At 45.7% G+C, this 21,568-nt stretch carries 19 protein-coding genes and 2 tRNA genes; 7 read left to right on the forward strand and 14 right to left on the reverse strand.

The window, feature by feature from the left end:
* Positions 1-42 precede the first annotated feature (42 nt).
* Positions 43-1,008, reverse strand: coding sequence for a class II fructose-1,6-bisphosphate aldolase (fba, locus tag E7588_09165; GenBank protein MBE6689421.1), 966 nt, complete (start codon positions 1,006-1,008; stop codon positions 43-45).
* A gap of 203 nt (positions 1,009-1,211) precedes the next feature.
* Between fba and E7588_09170 the strand changes: the two genes are divergently transcribed.
* Positions 1,212-2,297, forward strand: a complete 1,086-nt coding sequence (locus E7588_09170; protein ID MBE6689422.1) for a hypothetical protein — start codon at positions 1,212-1,214, stop codon at positions 2,295-2,297.
* A gap of 42 nt (positions 2,298-2,339) precedes the next feature.
* On the opposite strand, the gene E7588_09175 is transcribed toward E7588_09170, so the two are convergent.
* Positions 2,340-3,218 (reverse strand): MBL fold metallo-hydrolase, encoded by an 879-nt coding sequence (locus E7588_09175; protein MBE6689423.1) that lies wholly within the window; start codon positions 3,216-3,218, stop codon positions 2,340-2,342.
* Between the two features lie 189 nt (positions 3,219-3,407).
* On the opposite strand from E7588_09175, the gene E7588_09180 reads away from it, so the two are divergent.
* Together E7588_09180 and E7588_09185 are read left to right on the forward strand one after the other, a co-directional pair.
* Positions 3,408-4,151: a glucosamine-6-phosphate deaminase gene (locus E7588_09180; GenBank protein ID MBE6689424.1), complete on the forward strand. Its 744-nt coding sequence runs from the start codon at positions 3,408-3,410 to the stop codon at positions 4,149-4,151.
* A gap of 271 nt (positions 4,152-4,422) precedes the next feature.
* Positions 4,423-4,626, forward strand: coding sequence for a helix-turn-helix transcriptional regulator (locus E7588_09185; GenBank protein MBE6689425.1), 204 nt, complete (start codon positions 4,423-4,425; stop codon positions 4,624-4,626).
* A 56-nt stretch (positions 4,627-4,682) separates the two neighbouring features.
* Here the strand turns inward: E7588_09185 and pckA are convergent, their stop codons facing one another.
* The 10 genes from pckA to E7588_09235 all read right to left on the reverse strand — a co-directional run bounded on the left by pckA (position 4,683) and on the right by E7588_09235 (position 14,706).
* Positions 4,683-6,287, reverse strand: coding sequence for a phosphoenolpyruvate carboxykinase (ATP) (pckA, locus tag E7588_09190; GenBank protein ID MBE6689426.1), 1,605 nt, complete (start codon positions 6,285-6,287; stop codon positions 4,683-4,685).
* Between the two features lie 252 nt (positions 6,288-6,539).
* Positions 6,540-7,655 carry a hypothetical protein gene (locus E7588_09195; GenBank protein MBE6689427.1) on the reverse strand — a complete coding sequence of 372 codons (1,116 nt, stop codon included), beginning with the start codon at positions 7,653-7,655 and terminating at the stop codon, positions 6,540-6,542.
* A gap of 82 nt (positions 7,656-7,737) precedes the next feature.
* Positions 7,738-8,391 (reverse strand): SDR family oxidoreductase, encoded by a 654-nt coding sequence (locus tag E7588_09200; protein MBE6689428.1) that lies wholly within the window; start codon positions 8,389-8,391, stop codon positions 7,738-7,740.
* Positions 8,388-9,149 (reverse strand): VUT family protein, encoded by a 762-nt coding sequence (locus E7588_09205; GenBank protein ID MBE6689429.1) that lies wholly within the window; start codon positions 9,147-9,149, stop codon positions 8,388-8,390. Before E7588_09205 ends, E7588_09200 begins: the two co-directional genes overlap by 4 nt.
* A gap of 185 nt (positions 9,150-9,334) precedes the next feature.
* Positions 9,335-9,416, reverse strand: a tRNA-Tyr gene (locus tag E7588_09210).
* Positions 9,417-9,438: 22 nt separating this feature from the next.
* Positions 9,439-9,514 (reverse strand) — tRNA-Thr (locus E7588_09215).
* Between the two features lie 162 nt (positions 9,515-9,676).
* The gene (locus E7588_09220) at positions 9,677-10,636 is read right to left on the reverse strand and encodes a hypothetical protein (protein ID MBE6689430.1); all 960 of its coding nucleotides are present in this window, start codon (positions 10,634-10,636) and stop codon (positions 9,677-9,679) included.
* 21 nt (positions 10,637-10,657) lie between these two features.
* Positions 10,658-12,478 (reverse strand): ABC transporter ATP-binding protein, encoded by a 1,821-nt coding sequence (locus E7588_09225; GenBank protein MBE6689431.1) that lies wholly within the window; start codon positions 12,476-12,478, stop codon positions 10,658-10,660.
* Between the two features lie 65 nt (positions 12,479-12,543).
* Positions 12,544-14,268: an ABC transporter ATP-binding protein gene (locus E7588_09230; protein MBE6689432.1), complete on the reverse strand. Its 1,725-nt coding sequence runs from the start codon at positions 14,266-14,268 to the stop codon at positions 12,544-12,546.
* A 12-nt stretch (positions 14,269-14,280) separates the two neighbouring features.
* Entirely contained in the window at positions 14,281-14,706 is a 426-nt protein-coding gene (locus E7588_09235) for a MarR family transcriptional regulator (protein MBE6689433.1), read from the reverse strand.
* 404 nt (positions 14,707-15,110) lie between these two features.
* Between E7588_09235 and thrS the strand changes: the two genes are divergently transcribed.
* Genes thrS through E7588_09255 form a run of 4 tightly spaced genes read left to right on the forward strand, consistent with a single transcriptional unit; the run spans position 15,111 to position 19,935 of the window.
* Positions 15,111-17,075: a threonine--tRNA ligase gene (thrS, locus tag E7588_09240; protein ID MBE6689434.1), complete on the forward strand. Its 1,965-nt coding sequence runs from the start codon at positions 15,111-15,113 to the stop codon at positions 17,073-17,075.
* Positions 17,072-18,004 carry an ROK family protein gene (locus tag E7588_09245; protein MBE6689435.1) on the forward strand — a complete coding sequence of 311 codons (933 nt, stop codon included), beginning with the start codon at positions 17,072-17,074 and terminating at the stop codon, positions 18,002-18,004. Before thrS ends, E7588_09245 begins: the two co-directional genes overlap by 4 nt.
* A gap of 12 nt (positions 18,005-18,016) precedes the next feature.
* Positions 18,017-18,643: an SIS domain-containing protein gene (locus tag E7588_09250; protein ID MBE6689436.1), complete on the forward strand. Its 627-nt coding sequence runs from the start codon at positions 18,017-18,019 to the stop codon at positions 18,641-18,643.
* A 17-nt stretch (positions 18,644-18,660) separates the two neighbouring features.
* The gene (locus E7588_09255; GenBank protein ID MBE6689437.1) at positions 18,661-19,935 is read left to right on the forward strand and encodes an MFS transporter; all 1,275 of its coding nucleotides are present in this window, start codon (positions 18,661-18,663) and stop codon (positions 19,933-19,935) included.
* A gap of 165 nt (positions 19,936-20,100) precedes the next feature.
* Here E7588_09255 and E7588_09260 read toward each other — a convergent pair whose 3' ends face one another.
* Both E7588_09260 and E7588_09265 read right to left on the reverse strand, forming a co-directional pair.
* A complete protein-coding gene (locus E7588_09260; GenBank protein MBE6689438.1) occupies positions 20,101-20,799 on the reverse strand; it encodes a nicotinamide mononucleotide transporter in 699 nt (232 codons plus the stop codon).
* A gap of 120 nt (positions 20,800-20,919) precedes the next feature.
* Complete coding sequence (locus tag E7588_09265) at positions 20,920-21,552, reverse strand: uracil phosphoribosyltransferase (protein MBE6689439.1); 633 nt, start codon at positions 21,550-21,552, stop codon at positions 20,920-20,922.
* Between the last annotated feature and the right edge of the window lie 16 nt (positions 21,553-21,568).

A 21,568-nucleotide genomic window follows, 5' to 3' on the forward strand; every position in this document is an offset into this window, starting at 1 on the left:
AAGCGCCGTGTGTTTTTCACACGGCGCATGATTTTCAGTTGATTAAAGAGTGTTTGCAGAGCCGAGAACGTCCTTGATTTTGTGAGCAACCATAGCCTTAACCTCGGAACGTGCAACGGTGAGGTAGGTTCTGGGGTCAAATACGTCGGGCTGGTCGTGCATTACACGGCGGATACCTGCAGTCATGGCAAGACGGATATCGGAGTCGATATTAATCTTGCAAACTGCAAGAGAAGCTGCCTTTCTGAGCTGTTCCTCGGGAATACCTACTGCATCGGGAAGTGCGCCGCCGATGGAGTTGATTTCCTTAACGTGAGCCTGAGAAACAGAAGAAGCACCGTGAAGAACGATAGGGAAGCCGGGAATTCTCTTCATGATTTCTTCGAGAATGTCAAAGCGCAGCGGAGGGGGAACAAGAATGCCCTCTTCGTTTCTGGTGCACTGCTCGGGCTTGAATTTGTAAGCACCGTGAGAAGTACCGATAGCGATGGCAAGAGAGTCAACACCGGTCTTTTCAACGAATTCTTCGACTTCTTCGGGACGGGTGTAGGAGGAGTCTTCATCGGAAACATTTACATCGTCCTCAACGCCTGCAAGTCTGCCCAGCTCGCCTTCAACAACAACGCCGCGTGCGTGAGCATATTCAACTACTTTCTTGGTAACGGCAATGTTATCTTCAAAGGTGTGATGAGAGCCGTCGATCATAACGGAGGTAAAACCACCGTCGATACAAGCTTTGCAAATTTCGAAATCAGCGCCGTGGTCAAGGTGAAGAGCGAGGTCGATACCGGAATCGGCGATAGCCGCCTTTGCAAGAGCGAGGAGGTATTCCTGCTTTGCATACTTTCTTGCGCCTGCGGAAACCTGAAGAATTACAGGGCTCTTAAGCTCTCCTGCGGCTTCGGTAATAGCCTGGATGATCTCCATGTTGTTGATGTTGAACGCGCCGATAGCGTATTTACCGGCGTAAGCTTTTTTGAACATTTCGGTTGTATTAACCAATGCCATTGTGAAAACACCTGTCTTTCATAATATTATATATAACAGATATATTATACATTTTTTGTGCAAAAAAGCAATAGAATTTCCGAAATTCACAGAAATTTTTCATTTGTGCTTTCAGAAACGGTTTGATAATGGAAAGATAGTATTGTAATTAAATAGGTTTTATGATAGAATAGATGCATAGGAAAAGCAAGGGAGATATTACTATGAAACACATTGTTCCCGGGGTTCAATTTCCCCTTGATACTCATGAACGCACCGAATCGGATTTTACCGAACTGGATCGCTTGTACAGCGGTAAAAAGGCATACTTCGGTGACTTTCACGCCCATGCCGCAACAGGCGGCACCAGTGACGGAGAAACAACGCTTTCCGAATGGAAACAAGCTATGGAAAAAATGAATATGGATTTTGTAGGTATAATGGATCACCGCCAGGTTCGCCATATGTATCTTGACGAATTCGATCCGTCATTTTTTCTGTATGGGACCGAGCCGGCGGGCGTATGGCATGAGCCAAGACTGGTTTTTCACTATCTCATGATTTTTCCACAGCGCGGAACTTTGGAAAAAATACTGGAAGAATTTCCTGATGTATTTGAATTTGAAGGCACAAGCGAGGGACATTTCAAGTACATACGTGTTGATAAGAACCGTTTTATGCAGGTTAAAGATGCGGTTATTGAAGCGGGCGGCGCGTTCATCCACGCTCACCCGAAGCAGCAGATGGAGAGCACCAATGTTGATGATTTCAATTTTGGTGACGGCACAGGAATGGAAATAATATATACCACCACCTTTAACGACCCGCTCAATCCTCATACTGTTGCAAACTACAAGTTGTGGACGGAGCTGTTGTCTAAAGGCGTGAAAATGTACAATACTGCCACAAAGGATGCCCACGGAGCTCCCGGTATCAGCGGTCTGAATGCGGTTTATGCCGCGGAAAAGCACGCCTCGGATATTGCAATGTGCGTCGCAAAGGGAAATGTGAATTCGGGAATTGCGGCAGTAAAAATGTGCATCGGTGAGGCTTGTGTCGGCGCGACAGCAAAATACGAGGATGGAATGGAGCTTCAGCTTAAGGTTGACGATTTCCATTCAAGCTTCGATGTGGCGGGCAATTACCGTGTGGATATTATTACCGATAAGGGAATTGCGTATTCCGCACCCCTTACCCCGGATTTTGCGGTAAGTCTTAAGGTGAAAAAGCGCGCTTTTTACCGTGCCGAAATACTACGTGAATGTGATGGTGCGCCCATGGCAATCGGAAACCCGATATGGCTTGACTGATATTAAAAAGGTATTATGCCGAGGCATAATACCTTTTTGTCATTATACTGCCTGCCATACTATACGGTTGCCATCGATGGAGCAGGTGATTTTTCCGCTTTCCTTAAGCCACGCAAGATATGAACGCAGGGTACTGCCAATGAGTACGTATTGCTCATAGGTCATGGTGAGGGCGTAATGAGTGAAAACACTGTCAAGCAATTCTTCAAAGGTCACGGGCTTACTGCACAGAGTAACTATTTCCGTTGCTATTGACATCACTTTGTCACGGTTCAGCTTGGCTAAATCGGAAATATCCTTTGTCGGCTGCGCGTGAGAGGGGATATATACCGAAGCGGTTATGCTTGGCAGAGCTTCCAGTGTTTTAAGGTAAGCCTCTGCATCATAAAGAAACGACAGATGATATTTTTCGAGTGCTGTTTCACTTGAAAGACAGTCGGCAATAAAAAATGTTCCGTCGGGTAATTTAAAGCCCACCATGTCAAAAAAATGACCCGGCAGAGGGATTATTTCCACTTCTTTCGGAAAATCCGCATCCTCAAAGGAGCTCACATCACATGGCTGAGCCATTAAGAATTTGTGCTTCAATTCAGAAAACGGAAAACCGCCGTACAGAAAAGCAGGCTCGAGAATTGGATTTTTAGTGAAAGCGGCTTCAATTCCACCTGCAAAAACTTTACAGCCGTATTGGCTCTGAAGGTAGGCGCATCCGCCGATGTGGTCGGCATTGGAATGCGTGATGAGTATTCCCTTGAGACACCAGCCCTGCTCGTCAAGAATTTTTTTGCAACGACGGCCCGCATCCTTGTCGTTTCCGCTGTCGATAAGGTATGCGTCACAGTCGTTTTTCAGATAAATTCCTATTTTGGCAGGGGATTGTATGTAATATGAAATGTCGCTGATTTTAACAAGCTCGTACATGTTATCACTCCGTAAAATTATTTTGTACAGTATACATCATTTTTACAATATTGTCGAGCTTTTTCAAAAAAATACACAATAAAACTGCAAATTCCACAAATATTGCAATATATTTGTTGACTTTTTATTATGTATGATGTAGAATATAAATACAAGTTGAAAATATGTTTTTTAAAAGGAGATAGAATTATGGAACTCAGAATTTGTTTGGATTCAAAGGCGCTCGGCAAATCTGCCGCAGATTATATCGTAGGGCTTCTTCAGCAGGCTATCAATAAAAAGGGACACGCGAGAATACTTATGTCAACGGGCGCTTCCCAGTTTGATACCATTGCTGCACTTATCGAAAAGGACTTTGATTGGAGCAAGGTTGAAATGTTCCACCTTGATGAATATGTAGGCATAGAGGAAACTCACATAGCTTCCTTCCGCAAGTACCTTAAGGAAAAATTCATTTCAAAGGTCAACCTTAAGGCGGCTTATCTTATAGACGGCACTCCGGAATGTATTCCTGCTATCACCGAAAAGCTCCGCGAGGAAGAAATTGATGTCGGACTTATCGGAATCGGTGAAAATGCTCACATTGCGTTTAATGACCCCCCTGCAGATTTCGATACCAGGGAAGCATATATAGTTGTTAATCTTAATGACACCTGCAAAAAACAGCAGGTGGGCGAGGGCTGGTTTGCCACAGTTGATGACGTGCCCAAGCAGGCGGTTTCTATGACCTGCTATCAGATAATGCAGTGTAAGCACATTGTTTCCTGCGTTCCTCATTCCGTTAAGGCTAACGCTATTCATGACACTCTCGTGAATGACCTTACCAATATGACCCCTGCGACACTTCTCAAAAAGCACCCCAGCGCAGTTATTTACACCGACCTTAATTCCGCCGCAAGAGTTAACGGCGCAGAGATAAAATTTGATATTTGAAATAATTTGGTTTTGTTGCTGAGCGGAGGAGCCTTTTTAAGGCTCCTCCGCTCAAATCACCCACAGCAAAATTTAAAGATAATATTGTTATATATTAATTTCTATTATTACTTTTTCATTCTTCCCGGCGTATTCCGGTGTAATGTAATAATCATGCTTATCACCTCATATACTGATTATATCATGCTTTCATTATATAATTCAATAGTCTATATGTAAAAACATCTGATGTATTAATATATCTTTATAAAATGAGATATGGAGTGATTAGGTGATAAGGCTTAACGCAATGGAATTGTTAAAATCACGCGGTAAAACAAAATATTGGTTGTATAAGCAAATGGGTATGAGTTATCAGAATTTTTCAAAAATGATAAACAACCAAACCAAGTCAATACAATATGAAAACATCGAAACCATGTGCTTTCTTTTGGAATGTACACCGAACGAATTGTTTGTAATAAGCGACGATTGATAAAGAAAAAAGGTTTTCGCAAATGCGAAAACCTTTTTTGTTTATAATTTCGTGTATTACAGCTGAGGACCCGCTTTTACAAGTGCTTTGCCCGCGTCGTTGCCGGTGTACTTAACAAAGTTCTTAACAAAACGTGCTGCAAGGTCTTTAGCCTTTGCATCCCACTCAGCAGGGTCTGCATAGGTGTCGCGGGAGTCAAGAATCTTAGTGTCAACGCCGGGCAGCTCGGTGGGAACAGCAAGATTGAAGTAAGGAATGGTCTTGGTTTCAGCCTTGTTGATGGAGCCGTCAAGGATAGCGTCGATGATTCCGCGGGTGTCCTTGATGGAGATACGCTTGCCGGTACCGTTCCAGCCGGTGTTTACAAGGTATGCCTTTGCACCGCTCTTTTCCATCTTCTTAACCAGCTCTTCTGCATACTTGGTAGGATGCAGTTCCAGGAATGCCTGACCGAAGCAAGCGGAGAAGGTGGGGGTGGGCTCGGTAATGCCGCGCTCGGTACCTGCCAGCTTGGAGGTGAATCCGGACAGGAAGTAGTACTGAGCCTGCTCGGGTGTAAGGATAGAAACAGGAGGCAGTACGCCGAAAGCGTCAGCGGAAAGGAAGATTACGTTCTTTGCATCGGGAGCTGCGGAAACGGGACGAACGATCTTTTCGATGTGGTCGATGGGGTAGGAAACACGGGTGTTTTCGGTTACGGAGCCGTCAGCAAAGTCGCAAACGCCCTTCTCATCAACGGTAACGTTTTCAAGCAGTGCATTGCGCTTGATAGCATTGAAAATGTCGGGCTCGGATTCCTTGTCAAGGTTGATAACCTTTGCATAGCATCCGCCCTCAAAGTTGAACACGCCCTTGTCGTCCCAGCCGTGCTCGTCGTCACCAATGAGGAGACGCTTGGGGTCGGTGGAAAGTGTGGTCTTACCTGTACCGGAAAGACCGAAGAACAGAGCGGTGTTTTCGCCATTCATGTCGGTGTTTGCAGAGCAGTGCATGGAAGCTATACCGTTAAGGGGCAGGTAGTAGTTCATCATGGAGAACATACCTTTTTTCATTTCGCCGCCGTACCAGGTGTTGAGGATAACCTGTTCACGGGAGGTGATGTTGAAAACAACTGCGGTTTCGGAGTTGAGACCCAGCTCCTTGTAGTTTTCAACCTTTGCCTTGGATGCGTTGTAGCATACAAAGTCGGGCTCGAAGTTCTCAAGCTCTTTTTCAGTGGGGTTGATGAACATGTTCTTTACAAAGTGTGCCTGCCAAGCAACTTCCATAATGAAACGGATAGCCATACGGGAGTCTTCGTTAGCGCCACAGAATACGTCAACAACGTAAAGCTTCTTGTCGCTGAGCTCCTTTATAGCAAGCTCTTTAAGAGCCTTCCAGGACTCTTCAGTGCAGGGATGGTTGTCGTTCTTGAACTCGTCGGAGGTCCACCAAACGGTGTCCTTGGAGTTTTCATCCATAACGATGAACTTATCTTTGGGGGAACGTCCGGTATAAATACCGGTCATAACGTTTACAGCGCCCAGTTCGGTTGCCTGACCCTTCTCAAAGCCCTCGAGAGCGGGATCGGTTTCAGCCACAAACAGCTCCTCATAAGAAGGGTTGTGGATGATTTCCTTGGCACCGGTAATGCCGTACTTTGTTAAATCAAGCTGTTTCATTTTATTGAACCTCTTTTCATATTTTTTTGTTTTTGATGACCGCAGGTCAGTTTCTTGCAATATTATATGCATCTTTTACTGCGGTAGCCAAAGGGAAATTTTGTTCATTTGCGCCAATTTTAACAAATACATTATATCACAAAACATTTTGCTTGTCAATGACTATAAGGTAAAATTTGCATAAAGTCACGTTTCTTTTTCAATTTGCTAATAAATTGGAAAACCCGACGGCAAATACCGTCGGGTGAAAAGTTATTCCTCGTCAACAAAAACCTTTTTCACTGCTTCAAGATAGCCGTAGCCGTCCACATTGTCCGGCTCAAGATAGCTGGATTCCGTCCATTCGTTCCAGCTGTTGACGGTGATGAGCTTTACATTCGTTTTGTCGGCAAAAGCCTTTGCTTTTCTCAGTGCGTTTTCAAAATGCGCGGGACTGCAGTTGTTCATTGTGCCCGGCCAGAACATTTCAAATCTGGGATTGTTGTCCCAGCCGATGGAAACATGGGGGTAGTAGGGGACTTTGTATTCCTGTACCATCTTTGCCCATTCCTTTTCAACGTCAACCATGACATCGGTGTAGTCTCTGTCCATTGCGGCAAAGTGTACGAACTGATAGTGGGTGAGGGAATCAAATCCCAGCTCTTCAATAAGCTTTACGCCCGTTTCGGTCACACCGCCGTCTACGCCGGTCAGGTTTCTTTCCTGCCTGCCGCTCCAGCGGATGAACTGGAAGTGCACACCCGTAAGCCCCGCCTTTACAGCCTCGTTCTCCAGCCATATAAGCGCTTCTTTTGCCTTTTCGACACCGCCCAGACCGTTTACGAAGTTGTTGAGGTCGTAAATGCTGACAACCGGCTTGCCGTCAATGCGATAGTAGTTGGGACGTGTGAAGTACATATCAATCCAGCGCTTGCCGATAATCTCAAACTGTGTGCGGTCGACCGCTCCCTGCCAGACGTTGGAGCCTTGTCCCTTTTTTCCGGCGATTCTCTTGTCCCAAACAGTGTTGGCATCATGGTTAGCCCACATGATGTAAAACTTCATATCGCCGTTGTTGGGGGCTTTAAGAAATCCGTTGTCCAGACATTGCTCCAGAAAAGGTCTGTTGTCATACCAGTACCAGTCGTATATAAAAACATTGACACCGTGAGCCAGTGCGGCATTTATCTGACCGGCCATGACAAACGGGTCTGCCTCATTGACATATCCCCAAACGGGTTTTCTGTTCCAGTAATAACCGTTTTCCTTGCGTACGGAATTTTTGACTGTCTGCCATTCACCTATGCCCTCCGGCCAGAAAATACGGCTTCTGGGCTCGTCACCCGTATATGCAGGCCATATGTATGCGGCGATATCGTATTTACTCATGATAATTCTCCTTGATATAATACCTTTTGCTTATATTATAATGTGTTTATTTTGAGTTGTCAAGAACAATCACAAATATGGCTCAATTTTTCCACACGAAGTTGTAATTTATGGATTCTCCGCCGTCTACAAGAATATTCTGACCCGTACAGAAGGCGTTGGTTACCGTAAGGAAAAAAGCCCATTCTGCAATTTCCTCGGGAGTTGCCCAACGCTTCAGCGGTGTTTCGTCCATGATTTGCGACCATAAATCAGCATCATTGATAACACATTCGTTCAAAGGTGTCAATACACCTCCCGGGTCGAGGCTGTTACAGGTGGCACCATATTTTGCTATCCGCATGGCGACATTTTTGGTGTACGCCAGAATTCCGCCCTTGCTGGCACAGTATTCCGGAAATTCAGAGCCGGTGTGGGCACTTGCCGAGCCTATGTTCAGCACGGAACGGATTTTTTCCTGTACACCGTATTTTTCGGTGATGTGAATGAGGGCTTTAAGATTTATATCAATATCGTCCTCGTTTTGCGTACCTGCGTTGTTTATTAAAATGTTGACATCTTCGATGTGGGGAAGACTGTCGTAATCCCGCACGTCGCATACATAATGAATGTATTCCGGATGGCTTATTGTTTCTTTTTGTCTGTCAATTCCGAAAACCGTGTGACCGTCCTTCAGAAAACGCTGTGCAATGGCTTTGCCGATGCCCTGTGAAGTTCCTGTTATAAGTACTTTCATTTATGTCCTCCGTTAATATAATCAAGGTATTCCTGTCCGATTTTATGTTTTTTCCATGCCGTGATTATGCGATACCCGATAGGCGAGAACACAACTTCCATAATAAGCTCCGCTACGGCACCTGTCAGAGCGCACATGGAGCATTGTAAAAACGTCCAGCAAAATCCGTCCCAGTAAACGGGTGCAAAAAATATAAACACGATAACAGAAAAGATAAGGTTATCCATGAATTGACCGATAAAGGTGGAAATGTAGGCACTTGCCGCATACGCAAGCTTTGAATCGGGATTTTTCCTGAATTTCTTTGTAATTACCCAATTCAGAAAATTATTTATCACCGCAGATGCCAGAAATGCAACGGTACTGCCCAGAAGTATGAACCATGTACCCCCGAGAATACCGTCAAGTGCGGTGTAATCGTTGGCACTTGAGGGAATTATGCTTGCAACATAGAATACGGCGCAAGTAAGCAGATTTATGGAGGAAGCAAGCACCGCAACCTTATTTGATGCTTTCGGACCGAAATACTTTGTGATTATGTCCATACACATAAAGGAAAGCCAGGAAATCAGTATTCCGCCGTCGAGAGCTATCCATTCGGATTGAAAAAGGGTTTTGTTTGCCAGAAGATTCATGGATATGACGCTGACTACAAAAAGGGAAACAACGGTTGAGGGGATGTTGCGAAGCAGTATTTTTGTTTCCTCCCGTTCGCGTTTTATGCATAAAACGAATGAGGAAAGCACATTGTTTGACATAATATCTCCTAAAAAAATATGGTTTTGCATTTTGCAAAACCATAACTGAAAAAGTATTCTTAAGCATTAGTCCTGGTTTTGTTTAATGACAGGATGGTACAAACGAACTGTCACGGCAATTATTAGCAATTATTAAAAGAAGCTACTGCGAAAAACGACCAAGTCAGCGACTTGGTCGTTTTCTATGGGAGCGGGTGGATTCGGACCACCGAAGTCACTGACAACAGATTTACAGTCTGCCCCCTTTGGCCACTCGGGAACGCTCCCATAAATATTAGGTTAAGTTGCGTGGAGCTGGTGAAGGGACTTGAACCCCCAACCTGCTGATTACAAATCAGCTGCTCTGCCAGTTGAGCTACACCAGCATATGCTGTGATGCGGAACTGTCGTTCGCAACGTATTGTATTATATCACAGTTTGCTCGGTTTGTCAATAGCTTTTTTAAATTTTTTTTGGATTTTTGAAAAAATATGTTTTGAATATTAAAAGGCTGTCTGACGGTGTAACGTTTACAGACAGCCTTTTGGTTAAATCTTCAGTTTTTCCGACCGTTCCAGCATTGCATCCGCAATAACACGCCCCACGTTGAATATATTTTCCATAGCCACATTGAAAATATCAGCCGCTTCCTCACTGTCGTCAGAGGTGAGACTGTGCTGGGTGGTGACAGACCAGAGCTTTTCCGGGGTCATATCGTTCGTGAAAACGTCCATATTCACCGCACCGCGCACAGCTATGAAGCGGTCAAGCATTCCCATTCTGTCCATTACAACTGCCAGTGCGGAATCCTCCATTTCGGAGGATATGAACGGGTCGGGACAACCGTATGCTTCGGTCATGGCAATTCCGTTTGCATGTCCGCGCATACCTTTCCAATAGTTGTCACCCGAAAGTGTGGTGGCGCGCAGTACTGCGGGTTCGCGTATTGCCCATTCTGCACCATCAAAGGCGTCTGACATGTATTTTCGTGTTAAAGGTGTGGTTTTCGGAACTATATTTTTAACAAGCTCGTACACCTTTTCACACAGCTTTTTGTCCAGCACTTTGAAGGATGAGCTGTTGTATGATGCGTCCGGCATCCAGGTGGTAAAGCTGTCGCCGGACAGCTCGGTGCTGTCCACTCTGTGACCTATATCATAATCTACGCAGGCGGTTATGAGATATACATCTCCCATAACACCCTTTTCGTACGCCGCACCGCAACATCCCGTGCTGAGTACGTAGGCATCTGAAAAGTCAAAGCGTGCGTCGGTCAGCAGGACAGTGAGGCTGATTGCGGCGTTTACCTTTCCCATGCCCGCAACGTACAGTGCAACACCGTTTTTCACATAAAGCTTGTTATTTTCGTATGCAGCGACAATTTCATACTCCTCTCCGCCCTTGACATAGGCGTCGTAGTAGAACTGCGCTTCGCCGGGTGCATCTCCGCTCATTTCTCCCACCTCAAATTTGGGGAGAATGAGAAGTTTTATTTTAATTTTTTCCATAGTGTGTTCCTTTTGTAAGCATCAGGTCTGATTGCCCGCAAACTGAGTAATATAAAGCTCGTAATATCTGCCCTTCTGAGCCAGAAGCTCCTCGTGATTGCCTATTTCCACAACTCTGCCTTTATCCATAACAACTATCTTATCCGCATCACGAATGGTGGAAAGACGGTGAGCGATTATAAGGCTGGTGCGGTTTTTCATAAGCTTCACCATTGCATCCTGAATATTTTTTTCGGTACGTGTATCAACCGAGGAGGTAGCTTCATCCAGTATGAGTATCTTGGGGTCGGCAAGCACCGCGCGGGCGATGGCGAGAAGCTGGCGTTGACCCTGAGAAAGATTGGAACCTGCCTGTTTGAGAAAGGTATCATACTTTTCAGGCAGACGTTCAATAAAATATGATGAATTGCTCATGTCCGCCGCTTGCTTGACCTGCTCAAGGCAGGCAGTCATGTCCGAATAACGGATGTTGTTGCAGATAGTATCGGAGAACAGTACCGTATCCTGAAGAACGATAGCGATATTACGTCGAAGCTCGTCCGTTTTGATGTCGTTGATATTTACGCCGTCAATAAGAATTTCACCGCTGTCAATATCGTAGAAGTGCATCAGGAGGTTTACAACTGTGGTTTTTCCGCTTCCCGTTGCACCTACAAGTGCGATTTTCTGTCCCGGCGATACGTCAAGGTCAAAGTCGTAAAGTACCTGCTTGTCGGGCACATACGAGAAATTTACGTGATTGAAAGAAACCTCGCCCTTTATGTTGCTGAGGTCTCTGTCACCGCCGTCATCCTCGTCGGGCTGGTCGATAAGCTCGAATACACGCTCTGCACCTGCAAGAGCGGTCTGTAATGCACCGTACAGCATGGCGATTTCGTTGATGGGGCGTGAGAACTGTTTTGCGTAAATGATAAATGCTGAAATATCACCAACCGAAATCAATCCGTTCAGTGCAAAATATCCGCCGAATGCCGCCACTATAACAAAGCTTATGTTGGAAATACAGTTCATTATGGGGCCCATTGAACCGCCCAGAATTTCGGCGCGTATGCTTACGCTTGTAAGCTCGTCCGACATGGCGTTGAATTCCGATATTACGTGTTCCTCACTGCTGTATGAAACGATGGTTTTGTATCCTGTTATCATTTCCTCCGAATGACCGTTGAGGCGTCCCAACGCTATGGAACGTTTTTTGTACATGCGGCGCATGATTTTGGAAAGATACTTTGTTACAACAATTGTAAGAACTACCGTCAGCATTGTTATAAGGGTCAACTGCCAGCAGTAGTAGAACATTATTGCTATTGTTCCCACAATTGTCAGTACACCCGAAACCAGTGAGCCAAGACTTTGTGATACGGTGTTTGAAATGTTTTCAACATCGTTGGTCATACGGCTCATTATATCGCCGTTGGAGTGGGTGTCAAGATATTTTATGGGGAGATTTACTATTTTGTTAAACAGGTCGTGACGCATATGCCGTACTATACGTTGGCTGAGATGTGCCGAAAGAAGTGTCTGCCCCAGTGTGCACAGCACGTTGAGTGCATATACTATGAGCAGTACCGCCAGAATAACATAAAGCTGTTCCCAGCCTCCAAGGTCAATGGAGTCGATTGCCTGTCCCTGCAGTGCAGGCGCAATAAGAGAGGTGAGGGTTACAAGAATTACCGCGATAATAAGAGGGAGAAGAAGTTTGGCTTCCGTTTTGAAATAACTCAAAAGACGGCGTATGGTTTTTCCTGCATCTCTTGGCCTTTCAACTGCACGTCCCATAGCACCGGGACCGGGACCGCGACGCATCATGGGTCGGTTTTGCATGGGATCCTGTTCTTTGAACATTGTACCTTGACCGGGTCTTTTCTCAAAGCCGCGGGGAAGCTCTTTGGCATTGTTTTCGGGAGTCATCATATGTTGTCACCTTCTTCCTTAAGCTGTGAGCGGTAAATGTCACTGTAAATATCCGATGTCTTTAACAGCTCTTCGTGTGTGCCCATTGCGCTTATTCTTCCGTTTTCAAGCACGGCTATACGGTCGGCGTTCTTTACGGAGGCAATTCGTTGAGCAATTATTATTTTGGTGGTGTCGGGACAATGCTCTTTCAGTGCCGCATAGAGATTTGCTTCGGTTTTAAGGTCGAGAGCACTGGTGGCATCGTCAAAAATAAGTATTTCCGAATTTTTAAGTACCGCACGCGCAATTGAAATTCGCTGCTTCTGACCGCCCGAAAGCGAATGTCCGCCCTCGGTTACAGGGGTGTAGTAGCCATAGGGAGCGGCACAAATAAAATCGTCCGCCTGGGCGATTTCCGCCGCTTTTTTAATTTCCCACTCGGTAGCATCCTGCTTTCCGAAGCGTATGTTTTCTTCAATGGAACGGGAATAAAGCTCCGCTTTTTGCAAAACCGTTGTTATACGGTTTCTCAGATCTTCAAGGGTATAATTCTTTACGTTGATGCCGTTTACCAGGACCTCACCCTCGGTGGCATCGTAAAAACGGGGAATAAGATTGATAAGCGAGGTCTTTCCGCATCCCGTTGCACCCATTACAGCAAGTGTTTCACCCTTTTTCAGCTTGAAGGAAATGTTGTCCAGCACCTTTTCTCCGCCCGAGTTGGGGTAAGAGAAACTCACGTTTCTGAACTCTATTTCGCCGCATATGGTATTTTCCTCGGGAATGGTGCCGTCGGTTATAATCTTTTCGCTGGAAAGTACTTCATTGATACGGTCGGCGGAGGCCTTTGCACGTGTGAATACCTGGAATATGTTTGCCATAAAGGTTACACCGTGAAGAATCATTGCAACATAGGTTATTGCCGCCATTATTTCACCTGTTGTAATGCCGGCACCGCTTTTTACATTAAGACCGCCTACCATTATAACGCCTACCACACATAGGTTGAGAACGATGTTCATGCAGGGTCCCATGAATGCCAGTAAGGATTGAACTCTGAGGTTGACTGAGCAAAGCTCGTCGTTGGCTTTGTCAAAGCGTTGCATTTCGTAATCTTCTTTTACGTATGCCTTGACAACACGGGCGCCTGCCACATCCTCCTGCATTACGTTGTTTACTCCGTCCAGCTTTTTCTGAACCACGGTGAAAAGCTTTGAGGCTTTTCCCATGAAGAAGATTACTATCAAAACCACAAAGGGCAGACCGCAGGCGGTTACCCATGCAAATACGGGCGCCTGACGGTACAGCATGATAATACCGCCTATGAACATGAAGGTACTGCGCACAAATCCGCGCACCGACATCATAACAAGAAACTGTACCTGTGTTACGTCATTGGTAAGACGGGTGACAAGTGAGCCGGTGGATATTTTGTCGGTCTGCTGAAAGGAGAGATTCATTATTTTTGAAAAAAGATCTTTTCTCAGGTCATTGCCGAATCTCTGACCCGCAAGGTTTGTAAATACACCGCACAGAAATCCGCTGATACCGCCCAGCAGTACCAGAACTATCATTTTTAAGCCTACATCCAGAACGAGTGCCATGTTTCCCGCCAGAACGCCGTCGTCAACAATGGTTTTCATCAGGTCGGGCTGTACAAGGTCCATGCCTATTTCGCCCAGCATGAAAAGCGGTGCGATTATGAGCAGAAACCAATATTTTTTCAGATACTTGAACATTTCTTTTCCTTTCTATAATTGCTTAGCTATTATGTCATTGATTTTTTGCAAAGTGCGGTTAAACATCTCCTTTTCACTGTCATCCAGTGCGTCGGAAATTACTTTTTCCGCATGCTGGATTTTCTCGCGTATACGGTTGTCGCACTCTATCCCTTTGTGTGTGAGGGACAGCTTGGCGTATCGTCTGTCGTTGTCGTCCGTTTCCTTGTTTATATAGCCCGTAAGCTCCATTTCCTTGACGGTACGGCTGATGGCGGCATAAGTTGTGTGGCTGAATTGTGCCAACTCCTTCTGACTTGCCTCACCATGGCGCGCGAGAAACATGATGACAGTGCGGTAGGAATCGGGAATACCCGCTTCCATGGCAATTTTGCGCATATACCCGCCCCAGGCGCGGTCGGTATGCTTTAATGTAAGCATTAACGGCTTTTTTTCCATTTTTCCTCCTTCAAAACAATTAGTTATCAAATTAACTGTTTTGTATTATAGCATACATTACCTTATTTGTCAATCAATATGTGAAAAAACATACGTTATTAACCAAAATTTAAGTATTGACAAAACCGAAAAACAGGTGTATAATAAGGATGTATATCTGGGCTCGCAGTGAAACGCCCGTGCGTAAGATGCTTACAGAGAGAGGTCGGTGGGTGAAAGACCTTACATCGCGTGACGGGATACCTGGCTGCATAAGTGAGCGCCGCAGGAAATGGCGGCCGTATTCCGCGTTAAGGAAAAATGAGTTAAACACTCGGGTGGAACCGTGTATCAGGCACCCCGACATTTGTCGGGGTGCTTTTTTAAGTTTGAAAATATTTTCACATAAAAGAAAGAGGTACAAAATGATTAAGATTACTCTTAAAGACGGCTCAATAAAGGAGCTTGAAGCCCCTCAGAGCGCCTACGAAATTGCAAAAGGTCTGAGCAATAAGCTTGCAAAGGTTGCGCTTTGCGCAAAAATCGACGGCGAGGTACGCGACCTTGCCACCGTTATTGACAAGGATAGCACTCTCGAAATTCTCACCTTTGAGGACGACGAGGCTAAAAAGGTGTACCGCCACACCGCCTCCCACATTCTTGCACAGGCAGTAAAAAGACTTTATCCCAATGTAAAGCTTACTATCGGTCCCGCTATTGAAAACGGTTTTTACTATGACTTTGACAGCGAAGAAAGCTTCTCTCCCGAGGTGCTCACCAAGCTTGAAAAGGAAATGAATAAAATAATGGCGGAGAATCTCCCCATCGAGCGCTTTACCCTCAGCCGTGAAGAAGCTGTAAAACTTATGACCGAAAGGAACGAGCCTTATAAGGTTGAGCTTATCAATGAGCTGCCCGAAGGCGAGGAAATATCCTTCTACCGTCAGGGCGAATTTGTTGACCTTTGTGCAGGCAGCCACCTTATGTCCACCGCTGCAGTCAAGGCGGTAAAGCTTACCCAGTGCACCGGTGCATACTGGAGAGGCGATGCCAACAACAAAATGCTTCAGCGCGTATACGGTACCGCATTCCCCAAGGCAGAGGAGCTGAAAGCATATCTTGATGCCGTTGAAGAAGCCAAAAAACGCGACCACAATAAATTGGGACGCGAGCTTGAATACTTCACCACCGTTGACTCCATCGGTCAGGGACTTCCCATACTTCTGCCCAAGGGTGCGCGTACCATTCAGCGTTTACAGCGCTGGGTAGAGGACACTGAGGAAAAAGCAGGCTACCTGCTCACCAAAACTCCTCTTATGGCAAAGCGTGACCTTTACCGCATTTCGGGTCACTGGGACCACTATCTTGACGGTATGTTTATTCTGGGCGATCCTATGGACGAAACCAAAGAGTGCTTCGCGCTTCGCCCCATGACCTGCCCGTTCCAGTACCAGGTATACCTCAACCGTCAGCGCTCTTACCGCGAGCTTCCCATGCGTCTGGGCGAGACCTCTACATTGTTCCGCAATGAGGACAGCGGTGAAATGCACGGTCTTATCCGCGTACGTCAGTTCACCATTTCCGAAGGACATCTTGTTCTTCGTCCCGACCAGCTTGAAGAAGAATTCAAGGGCTGTCTTGACCTTGCAAAATATTTTCTCGGCACTGTCGGAATGCTCGAAAACTGCACTTTCCGATTTTCTCAGTGGGACCCCGCTAACCCCAACAACAAATATGAGGGCACCGCGGAGCAGTGGAATACCGCACAGGAAATTATGGGCAGAATACTCGACAATCTGGGTATCAATTATACTATCGGTATCGACGAAGCTGCATTCTACGGACCTAAATTGGATATCCAGTATAAAAACGTGTTCGGAAAAGAGGATACCATCGTAACCATCCAGATAGATATGCTTCTTGCCGAAAAGTTCGGTATGTACTATATCGACGAAAACGGCGAAAAGAAGCTTCCTTACATCATTCACCGTACCTCTCTTGGCTGCTACGAGCGTACTCTTGCTTACCTTATTGAGCAGTTTGCAGGCGCAATGCCTACCTGGCTTTCTCCCTTACAGGTTGCAATTCTGCCTATTTCCGATCGTCAGCACGAGTTTGCCGAGGATATGGCAAAGCAGCTTGAAATGTGCGGCGTAAGAGTAGAGGTTGACACCCGTAACGAAAAAATCGGCTATAAGATACGTCAGGCACAGCTTGAAAAGACACCTTACATGCTGGTCATCGGTGACAAGGAACAGCAGGACGGCACCGTTGCACTGCGTGCACGCGGTATCGGCGATGTGGGTGTTCTCAGCTTCAATGACTTCAAGGCTAAGCTTCTTGAAGAAATTTCCACCAAGAATAAAGATATTACCATTAAGAGCATATGAAATATATAGGAATTGATATCGGCGGTACAAAAACCGCCGTTGTCGTTGGTAACGACAAGGGTGAAATACTGAAAAAGACCCGTTTTGATACTCCGAAAGTAAATGAGGCGTTGAAGAATATATGCGACATTATTGATGCCGAGTCGGATTTCTGCTCCATAGGCATAAGCTGTGGAGGACCGCTGGACAGTAAAAAGGGCATAATTCAGTCTCCACCCAATCTTCCCGGATGGGATGATATACATATTACAGATATGCTGACAAAACGTTACGGTGTACCTGCGTATCTTTGTAACGATGCTAATGCCTGTGCACTTGCCGAGTGGAAATTCGGTGCGGGAAAAGGGTGCGATAATATGATATTTCTCACCTTTGGCACGGGACTTGGTGCCGGGCTTATACTGGACGGAAAGCTTTACGAGGGTACCAACGGTATGGCAGGTGAGGCAGGACATATACGTCTTTCGCCTTTCGGCGGAGTGGGTTACGGCAAGGCAGGCTCATTTGAGAGCTTTTGCAGCGGCGGCGGTATTGCACAGCTGGCACGAACCCGCGCACTGGAGCTGTTTCAGCAGGGAAAAAAAGCGGCTTTCTGTCAAAATCCGGACGAAATTAACGGTATAACCGCAAAAACTGTTGCGGAATACGCCGTAAACGGCGACAGCGATGCACTTGAAATATTCCGTATCTGCGGTGAAAAGCTGGGCGAGGGGCTTTCGGTGCTGGTTGATATTTTAAATCCTCAGCGTATTGTAATCGGAAGCATTTTCGCCCGTTGCGAACAGCTTTTAAGACCGCACGCGCAGCGTGTTATGGAAAGGGAATGTCTTGCCGTGTCGCTGGGTGTGTGCGAGCTTGTGCCCGCACAGCTGGGCGAATCTATTGGAGATATGGCGGCTCTTGCCGTTGCGGTTTCACACATAAATTGAATCGAGGTAGAAATGGAACAGCTTATTTTGCGCTATCCTGCGCTTGAAGTTTGTCGCGAGAGTATGCATAAGGCATTTGATATGCTTTTTGAAACATACTGCTTGGGCGGAAAAATATTACTTTGCGGCAACGGCGGAAGCTGTTGTGACTGCGAGCACATTGTAGGCGAATTAATGAAAGGGTTTATGCTTGAAAGAAAGCCCTCGGAAGAGTTCGTCTCACAGCTTGAAAAGCTTTACGGCAGACAGCTTGCCGAACAAATGGCAAAAAATCTCCAGGGTGCAATCCCTGCAATTTCACTGCCCTCACAGGCATCCGTAATATCGGCATTTTCAAACGATGTGGATGCTGATATGGTTTATGCACAGCTCGTTTACGGCTATGCAAAGCCGGGAGATACCGTTGTGGGTCTTACCACCTCGGGAAATTCTCTGAATGTAGTTAATGCATTGATGGTTGCCAAGTCTATGGGAGTAAAAACATTGGCGCTTACAGGGAACAAGCCCTCAAAGTGCGACGAAATATGCGATTGTGTTATAAAAGCGCCCGAAAGCGAAACATACAAGGTTCAGGAATATCATCTTCCAATATATCACTGGCTGTGTGCACAGCTGGAAAAAAAGATTTTCAAAAGTTGAGAAAGAGGGCGTAAAGGTTGAATAAACAGCCGAAAATCAAGAAAATCGACTATTCATGGGTGATTATCGGATTGTGTATTATGATGATTTTCACCTGCCTGGGCTTTTGCAGTTCAAACAGAAGTCTGTACCTTTCACCTATAACCCAAGCGCTTGATATAAAGCGCAGTATTTTTTCGATAAGCGACAGCGTACGTTTTGTAACTACCGCCGTGATAAATCTTTTTTTCGGAACACTCATTGCACGTCTCGGTGTCAAAAAGCTTATCGGTGCAGGTTTTTTGTGCCTCATATGCTCCTGCCTGCTCAATGCTGTGGCAAGTAATGTACTTGTTTTTTATCTTGCGGGAATGTTCCTTGGCCTTGGCCTTTCCTGGACAACCACAACAATGGTAGGTGCGATAGTCAACAGATGGTGCACCAATAACCGCGGAACTGTCATGGGTGCCGTACTGGCATCCAACGGGCTGGGCGGTGCACTTGCGGCACAGATAGTCACTCCGATTATCTATAACGGTGAGCCTTTTGGTTACAGAAAAGCATATTTTCTTATTGCGGCACTGCTTGTAACAGTGGGCGCTGTTATACTGATTTTCATGAAAGAAGAACCGTCGGGCGGTTCAGGTAATTATACCGCCGCCAAAAAGAAGTCAAAGGGCCAGTCATGGATTGGTATGGAGCCCAAAGTGGCTTTCCGTAAGAAATGGTTTTATGCTGCGGCGGGATGCATTTTTCTTACGGGAATGGTACTTCAGGGGATTTCAGGAATTGCCGCCGCGCACATGAAGGATGTAGGACTCGATGCGGACTTTATCGCTGCAACCCTCAGTATTGGCTCTCTTGCGCTGACCGGCTCCAAGCTTCTGAACGGCATCATGTATGATAAGCTTGGTTTGCGCTTCACCATGACAGTGTGTGATGTATGTGCCGTGATTACTATGCTTATACTGGCATTTATGGCAAACTCTTTTTTGGGTCATGTTCTGGCGTGGTCATATACAATTATCCATGTTATCGCATTACCGCTGGAAACGGTAATGCTTCCGCTGTTTGCGGCGGATTTGTTTGGTGAAAAAGCCTTTAACAAAATGATGGGCTTGTTCGTATCCATTAACACGGCAGGTTACGCTGTGGGCACTCCCGTGGTTAATATTGTGTTTGACAAATTCGGAACATATAAGCCCATACTTTTTATATGCGCCGGCATAATGGTGTGTGTTACAATTGTTTTTCAGTTTATACTCACCGCGGCACACAAAGAAAGAGACAGAATAATTAAAAATGCTGAGTGATCGGCGCAGTATCCCAAATGATACCGCATTCGGTTTTAAAACCGAATATATCGAGTTGTCGTAAGACAACATATAACTAATAAAAAAACCTCTGAATTTGACTTTTCATGTCGCTTCAGAGGTTTTTATTTATTTTTTTTACTATCCTTCAGAACACAACACCATTCACTCAGCATTTTTCTTTGCCTGTAATCCTTCGCGTATCTTCCAGCTTATAAATCCGTAAAGGTCATTTACCAGAAACATTACAAAGCATATTATCATGGGGAAGTATTCAAAGCTTTCAATGGTTGCCATTATCCACAGAGCTATAAGAACTATGTCGTTTGCCGCATAAGCAACTGCATAATAGGAATTGCGCATCATCAAAAGGAAGCAGGCAACGTAGCTTGTTGTTACCGAAACAGTGCTTGTCAAAAGATTGGGGGTGTCAAAGAATTTGAGAATATAGTAGAATACCCATGTCACAAGTATTGCCGAAACCACCATTATGACTTTTTGTGTTTTTGTAAGGCGGTGTATCTCCACCTCGTTTCTGTCCTCGCGGAAAGGGTGCTTCAACCAGGTGATAACCGACATTGCGGCGATGGGCACACTCATGCCTACGTAGGTTATCATTTCACCGTAATACCTGAAGCGGTATGACACCACTGCATAAAGAATGCCGAATATTACTGACAGTATTTGTCCCCACACGTCACCACGTGCCGCAAGTATCAGCGCCGTAACACCCATTGATGTGGCGATAAGCGTGATGGCATCTATATTGCCGCACATGATGTTGGATGTCAGCGTGACAATAAGCGAAACACTCCATAAAATCCATTCCCATTTTGTAAAGGATTTAAACGGATTTTTAAACATAAAATACCTCTTTCAAAAGAAAAGCGCCCGAAATACACATCTTCAAAGACCTAACGATGTGTATACGAGCGCTTATTTCTAAACGTTGGGGTTACCCGGTGGCAACCGCTTTGTGTTTTATTATTTTGTACCGAAAATTCTGTCGCCTGCATCGCCCAGACCGGGAACGATATAGCCGTTTTCGTTGAGACATTTGTCAAGGCATCCGCAGTATATCTGAATGTCGGGATGAGCCTCGGCAAGAGCTTTTACGCCTTCGGGTGCGGCAATAATGCACATAAACTTGATATGTGAGCAGCCACGCTTCTTGATGGCATCAACCGCCGCCAGAGCCGAGCCGCCTGTCGCCAGCATGGGGTCAAGCAGAGTTACCATACGGTTTTCGATATCGTCCGGCAACTTGCAGTAATACTCGTGCGGCTCCAGTGTATCATGGTCGCGGAACATACCGATGTGACCGACCTTTGCGGTAGGAACAAGGGCGTGAATACCGTTTACCATACCAAGTCCTGCACGCAGTATAGGCACAATGGCAAGCTTTTTACCGCTGATGGTTTTTGCCATGGTTTTGGTAATGGGGGTGGTTATTTCTATTTCCTCGGTAGGAAGATCGCGCATGGCTTCATAGCCCATGAGCGTTGCAATTTCTTCAATGAGCTGACGGAACTGCATGCTTCCCGTTTTTACATCGCGCAGAAGAGTAATCTTGTGTGATATAAGAGGATGGTCAAATACTGTAACGTTGGGATACATAGTACACTTCCTTTGA

The organism is Oscillospiraceae bacterium (assembly GCA_015065085.1).
Classification (GTDB): domain Bacteria; phylum Bacillota; class Clostridia; order Oscillospirales; family SIG627; genus SIG627.